At 48.4% G+C, this 6,864-nt stretch carries 9 protein-coding genes; 8 read left to right on the top strand and 1 reads right to left on the bottom strand.

The window, feature by feature from the left end; translation table 11 throughout:
* The 8 genes from C8R21_RS14885 to C8R21_RS16195 all read left to right on the top strand — a co-directional run.
* The coding region (locus tag C8R21_RS14885) for an IS3 family transposase (protein ID WP_146162518.1) at window positions 1–207 on the top strand (207 nt) is incomplete at its 5' end.
* Between the two features lie 337 nt (window positions 208–544).
* Window positions 545–1,102 carry a recombinase family protein gene (locus C8R21_RS14880; protein WP_107763397.1) on the top strand — a complete coding sequence of 186 codons (558 nt, stop codon included), beginning with the start codon at window positions 545–547 and terminating at the stop codon, window positions 1,100–1,102.
* Between the two features lie 246 nt (window positions 1,103–1,348).
* Window positions 1,349–2,011 carry a nucleotide-binding protein gene (locus C8R21_RS14875; protein WP_107763396.1) on the top strand — a complete coding sequence of 221 codons (663 nt, stop codon included), beginning with the start codon at window positions 1,349–1,351 and terminating at the stop codon, window positions 2,009–2,011.
* The gene (locus tag C8R21_RS14870) at window positions 2,004–2,306 is read left to right on the top strand and encodes a hypothetical protein (RefSeq protein WP_107763395.1); all 303 of its coding nucleotides are present in this window, start codon (window positions 2,004–2,006) and stop codon (window positions 2,304–2,306) included. The genes C8R21_RS14875 and C8R21_RS14870 overlap by 8 nt, the downstream gene beginning before the upstream one ends.
* Complete coding sequence (locus C8R21_RS14865; RefSeq protein WP_074749181.1) at window positions 2,307–2,546, top strand: DUF4160 domain-containing protein; 240 nt, start codon at window positions 2,307–2,309, stop codon at window positions 2,544–2,546.
* Window positions 2,530–2,787 carry a DUF2442 domain-containing protein gene (locus C8R21_RS14860; protein WP_074749182.1) on the top strand — a complete coding sequence of 86 codons (258 nt, stop codon included), beginning with the start codon at window positions 2,530–2,532 and terminating at the stop codon, window positions 2,785–2,787. Before C8R21_RS14865 ends, C8R21_RS14860 begins: the two co-directional genes overlap by 17 nt.
* A gap of 109 nt (window positions 2,788–2,896) precedes the next feature.
* On the top strand, window positions 2,897–3,880 hold the full coding sequence (locus C8R21_RS14855; RefSeq protein WP_107763394.1) for a replication initiator protein A: 984 nt from the start codon (window positions 2,897–2,899) through the stop codon (window positions 3,878–3,880).
* A 1,131-nt stretch (window positions 3,881–5,011) separates the two neighbouring features.
* Window positions 5,012–5,842, top strand: a complete 831-nt coding sequence (locus tag C8R21_RS16195) for a VWA domain-containing protein (RefSeq protein WP_219906690.1) — start codon at window positions 5,012–5,014, stop codon at window positions 5,840–5,842.
* Window positions 5,843–6,563: 721 nt separating this feature from the next.
* Here C8R21_RS16195 and C8R21_RS14835 read toward each other — a convergent pair.
* The coding region (locus tag C8R21_RS14835; RefSeq protein ID WP_107763391.1) for a conjugal transfer protein TraD at window positions 6,564–6,864 on the bottom strand (301 nt) is incomplete at its 5' end.

Raw genomic sequence — 6,864 nt, 5'->3', positions numbered from 1 at the left:
GAAACCATCAACGGGTTGTACAAGGCCGAAGTAATTCACCGTCGCGGCCCCTGGAAAACCCGGGCATCGGTCGAACTGGCTACGCTGGAATGGGTTTCGTGGTTTAACCATCACCGCTTGTTGGCACCCATAGGGTATATTCCACCAGCGGAAGCCGAAGAAAATTATTATCGGCAACTAACCGAAAAGGTCACCGTCGAGATCTAACTTAAACCAATCAGCCTCCACGGAACCCGGGGCGATTCAGTTTGGGAATTTATGAAAAGAATAAAGGAATGGTTCGCTGATTCGAGCAGAAAAGGAATTCCAGCTTAGTGATAACCAAATACGTTAGTCCACAGGATTGCGCGAAAAGCCGCAGGGTGCCCACAGCAGCGGGGGAAATGTCGTGAGCCAGTGGGCTTGTTCCGTGTTCCGTTTTTTGAGCTTTGTATGTGGCAAAATGGGTCCCTTTTACTACACTCAAACGGACAATGCAAGGCATTGTTTTTTTTGGCCTGTAATGTTGCATAAGGGTTGTGCGAAATAAAGGAAGAAGAAATTCATGAAAATCGGCTATGCGCGCGTATCGACTGGCGACCAGAATCTTGACTTGCAGATGGACGCTTTGAACAGAGCAGGGTGTGAACGGATATTCACCGATCAGGGGGTGAGCGGGGCCACCATCGAGCGTGAAGGACTGTCCCAGGCAATTGCCGCAGTGGGGAAAGGCGATGTGCTGGTTGTGTGGAAGCTGGACCGCCTGGGCCGCTCATTGAGCTTTCTGATTGAGCTGATCGAGAAACTGAGAAATGAGGGGGCAGGATTTGAAAGCCTCTCGGATGGCATCAACACGACCAGTGCAGGCGGTAAGCTGGTATTTCACATCATGGGTGCCTTGGCCGAATTTGAGCGCTCATTAATTTCCGAGCGCTCAAAGGCCGGGATGCAAGCAGCCAGGCGGCGGGGAAAGCACATAGGTCGGCCACACAAGCTGAGCCGGGAGCAGATTAGCCATGCAGCTCAGATGATCCAGGAGGGACGGGAAACCGTATCCGGCATGGCCGGGCTGCTGAGTGTGGATCGGACGACCTTATATCGAGCGTTGAGCAAGGTACGGTGAACTGCCATAGCCGTCAGGACTGGATATGAGTTGTGCTTATGCTGCTTCCGGCACCCAAATTGGCTTGGACCGCCGGCCCTTTCCTTGGAGTGACTAATTCATCTATTCATCTATTCTGCCATTTAACTATTAACAAATAGACGAAATAAATAATTATTTATTTCGTCTATTGACGAAAATACGAAAAATTAATATTCTCAAATTCGTATAAATCGTCTATTCGTCTAAAAATTAAGGGTACCTAAAATGAAAACTATAGTAGTTTTAAACAGTAAGGGTGGCGTTGGAAAATCTAATATCACACGCCATTTAGCGGTTGCTGCCGAGATGGAAAATGCAGGGACAGCCGTTCTGTGCGATACAGACCCTCAAAGCTCTTTGGCAGATTGGTGGAATGCACGTCCATCGGAGACTCCACCTTTAGCTGTGGTTGGGGTCACAGAGTTTTCATCCAAGCAGCCAGTACTTGCAAGCCGGTTTCATTACTTGTTCTTTGATACCGCAGCGGCCGATGCTGAGCAATATGCTGAAGTATTGAGATCGGCTGACTTAATTGTAATTCCAGTAGTCCCAAGCCCTGATGACGTACGTTCTCTGAATCGTTTGACTTTACCGGTAGTCAAAAAAAGTGGAAGGCCATTTATTTTCGTATTAAGCAAGGCACGCCCAGGAACGCAACTTCTGATCTCCACTATGGGTGCACTCTCGGAACATGGGGTTGTCTGCCAAACTATTATTCAGCAACGGGAAGGATATGCAAAAGCCGCTTATGCCGGTTCGACAATGTTGGAGGATGAGCCAACGGGTAAAGGTGCAGCAGAAATACGAGAATTGTGGGATTTCGTAAAATCAAGAATAGACGAAAAGACGAATTTGTCTAAAAAAGCAAAGGGGTTGCTGCATGTCTAAGAAACCAGCGTTTGATATGTCGAGCTTGTTGGCTGAAAAGGGGCAGGGAGCGCCAGCAGAGGATGCACCAAGCCGCCCTATCATTAAAGAGGCACGTCAAAAAGAAGTGATAAATAGGAGAATTTCAGAGAATACAAAGATAGCTTCGAGTGAGTTTGTAAATCTAGGATTCAAAGTGCCGCGGGAATTTCGCCAAAGATTGAGGAAAATCGCAGCTGCGCAAGACGTCACCTTAGTTGAGGTGTTGCGTGAAGCAATTAGCCTGTATGAAAAACATCATACGTCTGAAATATAGATGCCCGTCATTTTTCGTTACAAAGGTTATAGATTCTTTTTCTATTCGAATGAGGGAAATCCCCGTGAACCAGTACACGTGCACGTACGCAGCAGTGATGGTGAGGCAAAGTTCTGGCTTCATCCAGTTTCCCTCGATAGCAGCACAGGATTCAACGCCCAAACTCTGCGTGAGCTCGTAGACGTCATCGAGCAGAATATCCACCTGATAGAAAGGACATGGAATGAGTATTTCAGCTAAGTCAGTATCGTTCGACGATAACAGCATGTGGGTAGAACTATCCGATGGACGCACATTGGGTGTGCCTTTAACTTGGTTTCCACGCTTACAACGTGCTAAGTCAGAGGAGTTATACCAATACGAATTATCACCGTATGGTATTCATTGGAATGTCTTGAATGAAGATATTTCTATTGCCGGACTTTTAGCGGGGTACGGAGATACGACACGCGAAGCCCGGGTGGCAGCGGCTGCCTTGTAGGATCATAGAGAGGAAATCCCTGCACGGAGAGCCTTTCCAGTAATCGGATTAATTGCCGAAAAAGCTGGGCTATCGGAGTGCCATCCAATAAAAGCTATTGTCGAGCTGGATGAAGAAGAGATCAAAGGAACGTCAAACCGAGCAAGCCAAGCTAGATTTTGGCAGCCAAGCTGCACCCTCTTGCACTCCAATCGTTAACGACACGGACCAGCAGATCAGGGAGAAGCGTGAACGTTCGAAGTTGCTGCCAGTGCGTCATACCGACCGTGATTTTTTTCTGTGTGATCTGTTTGATTATGCCTTGAAAGATGACGGTGTAAGCATGGAAGCTCCGATTTTCACGCTCGCCACTAAACCAGATCTCTCAGAATGGCATTGGGAGAGTAAGGATAAGTCTCGCTCCCTGACAGTAACCCCAAGTATCAAGGGACGGGCTACTCAGTTCGACAAGGACGTGTTGATTTATGTCGTGTCACAGATGACTGAGGCATTGAATCGAGGTCGAGCCGACGCGAAAAATCGCACAGTTCGTTTCACAGTATATGACTACCTAATATCTACAAATAAGGCTATCAACGGACGTAGCTACGAGCGACTGAGCGATACCTTTGAGCGCCTGCGTGGCACAACCTTGAAAACTAATATCAAAACAGGTGGGCAACGCACTCGGGAAATTTTCGGGATAATCGAGCGGGCTAAGATCGTCGAAAAGTCGCCGGATGATGAGCGGATGGTTGCTGTAGAAGTCACTTTGTCAGAGTGGTTGTTTAACGCAGTTCAGGCACATGAAGTGCTTACTATCCACTCTGATTATTTTCGTCTTCGCAAACCGCTAGAACGCCGCTTGTACGAGCTGGCTCGCAAGCATTGTGGTTACCAAACTATGTGGAGTATTAGTCTTGAGCTTTTACAAGAGAAAGCGGGGAGCAAGTGTAGTTTGCGCGAGTTTCGTCGCATGGTGCGAGGAATTATTCAGACCGATACCTTGCCCAATTATCGGATGATCCTGGATGAATCAGATAAGGCAATCTTCTACACAAAGGACGTTCACCGTTTGAGTAAGGGTTTGACGGCCAAAACAGCCAAAAAGTAGACCTCCTGTTTATTTCTGGTCTTCAATCTCTCTATCTGCGAAAACCCAGATCTCTTTTGAGGATTGTGCCTTTACCCACTACAGAGTACGTTTGCTAAGAAGAGAAATTTATCGTGTTTTCATCCCATGTTTGTGGATAGACATGTGCTATCACCCACGTTTTCTTGTGGATAGGCATGTGCTATCACCCACAGCAGACATGTGCTATCACCCACACAAACAACCTGCAAGTCATTATTTAAGCTGATTTTCCTAAAGGCGTAACGCGCGCGCGTTTTTTAACATATAAAATCTTTAACACCTCGCGCCCAACTCCAGCTGTGGATAACACATCTCCAGCAATCAATTTCCCGATTTAAGGGAATTTATCGAGGCTCCCTTCAGGGGGCCAAAAGACCCCCCCTTCCAGTTTCATCTTTTTCAAAAGGTACAAAAGTCATCTTCTGAACCTTGAGCAGGGCATGAGGGCAATCCAGGTGGCTCAGCTGCCAGCTCTGCTGTATCTGACCTGAACCTTACGGCTCACCCTTCGGGCACCAGGACCCGGACAAATCAGCCCCAGCCTGCAAGCAGGCCGGTGCTTCAGCCGGGTTTCTGTGGAAATTGCCCCAAACTCTATCGGTGATGATCTCACCCTTCATAAAACCTGTCTTCAGGAAGAAGGACAGGAGATGTTTGGTAAGTTGGCACTGAGATGGCCTTTTAAATACGTCTGCAAGGCCCGTAGAGAACATTTCTATCCCAAGCCTAGAACCCCTATGTCCCTTCCAATTCAATCGCTCTAAAAGCCTTAAAAGCGGTTTTGTTACTTTCGTAATACGAATGAATACGAGAGAGACTTCAAGGCATGGTCAAGGCTGGCTTCGCCAGCCGAGAGAGCTTAATGTTGCCTGAAAGCGGTAAACGCCAGGCAATGAGATGCAGGAATTTTAGGCCCCATGCCTACCCTGTGTTCCTGCCCCAGAAAGTATGTCGATCTGTTTTACAGAAAAAATTTCTATTTCTGAAACCTCAAATTAAGTCTTTGAAATAAATAGCCTGGCATAAAAATTGCTATAGCTCATCAGCAGTTACGGTCTAACGTAACTGCATTAATGTAAGTGTTAACAATAAATAAAAATAGGAGTACTGATGTCTTTCAAAAAAATTGCATGTATGGCCTTGTTGTCGGGTTCACTGATAGCGCTTGGTTTATCTGCGCAGGCAGCCCCTATCCAGACTGATATCATCATGATCGTGGACGAATCTGGTTCCATGGGAAATGTCCAGGCCAATCTGCGTAACAATATCGGTTTGTTTGCCTCCATTCTTTCCGGTGGGGGACTGGTTGATGCCCGATATGGATTGGTAGGTTATGGAGATAGCGCAGTCAGGCCACGCATGGTGACGGATTTCACGGATCCAGCCGGATTTGCTACTGCAGCCATGGGTCTTACCACCAATGGCGGCACGGAACCGGGATATACTGCATCTGCCTTTGCCTTGAACGAACTGGATGGACAAAGCTCGCTATTTTCATTCCGTTCCGATGCACTGATCAATATCATCATCTTCACTGATGAGCCCAGCAATGGCGATACAGCATCAAGGGGTGCGGTAGGAGGAAATGCAGTAACTGCGTCCATCCTGGATGAATTACTCAAGGATAATAATGCCCTGTATAACGCAGTTCTGCGCGGATCAAGCACCATCAATTCCTTCAGCGCCCTGGCAACTGGTAATCATGGTCAGGTGTTCGATCTCAATGGCCTTAACAGCACGAACCAGACAGTTGTGCAGGATTTCGTGACCGCATTTGCCAGCGCGAAGCTGAATGAAACCATTGACTTCTGTACAGCTAATCCCACGGCACCAGGATGCCAGCCTACTGGCCCAGCTCAAGTTCCGGAGCCTGGGATATTGGGGTTGATAGCCTTAGGCATGGTTGGTCTTGGTCTTACTCGCCGGAAGCGGCTAATCTAGCTCACGTTTATTACCTGGTGGCCAAGCACTGCACTGAACCAACAGGTGACTTGGCTGTAGATGTGTGGGGCGTTGCCCCACACATCTAGCCTTTCATTTTTTCTGCGAGCAGCGCATCGCCTTGTGCTTCCATTCTCCCCGGCGCTTATCTTCCGCAGGCACTTTCGCCAGTTCCAGCAGTGCGCAGCAATACCCTTCAAACGCGTTCTCAGAGCCGTGGAGCGCATTTCTACCTCAAGCTGAAGGAAATCTATCTTTTCTTCCCTTTAAACGCTCCAGAGGCTTTTAAACGTCTTTTTGAAAATACTTCCTGGAACAGCTGTTTTTCGCTTTCAAGGCAGGGTCAAGGCGGGCGCAAGCCCCCCGAGAGGGCATGGCCTTGACGTTGCCTGAAGCGATACACGCTAAGACCAGGGGTGCAGGGAGATTTGCGATCAAATCCTCCCTGCACCCCTGCCTCGTGGCGAACGCGGGGGGTGGGGCAGCGCCCCACGTACTTGCTCAAACAACTGCAACAAACCCGAAAATTCCTGCATGAATCCTGTATTTATTTGCAGCACTCGATATTCTTTCTGGAATATTTCGATATTTTTTTGAAGTAACCGATATTTTTCTGAAGTGCTCGATATATCCTTGTTCAAAAATTGACGGCGTTATCCAGCAGCCCCCTCCCTTGATCAGGAATTTGGCGCTGGCAGCGCTTGAACATTCCTGCTGACCCTCAACCCTTCATCTTCTCTGCCAGCAGGGCATCACCCTTGCGCTTCCACTGTGCTTTGCGCTCATCCTCAGGGGATATCCTGGAGAGCTCCATGAGCGCGCCCAGGAGTTCCCCTCGATCCAAGAGCGGCATGCCGGTTCTGGAATCCACCAGGCCTGCCAGGATCATCAAGCCTACGGTGTTGTAGAGTTCCCGGTCTCGGGCTTTTCGTGTTGCGAGCTTTTCCGCATTTACGATACGTGCTGCATTGGCCCTTGCCTTCTGCGCGCGTTCTGCTGCTTTTTCAGCGCGCACCAGGGCT

Source organism: Nitrosospira multiformis (genome assembly GCF_003050865.1).
GTDB classification, from domain to species: domain Bacteria; phylum Pseudomonadota; class Gammaproteobacteria; order Burkholderiales; family Nitrosomonadaceae; genus Nitrosospira; species Nitrosospira multiformis_E.
Note: the sequence above shows the minus strand (reverse complement) of the source record. Positions and strands in the feature narration are given on the sequence as shown.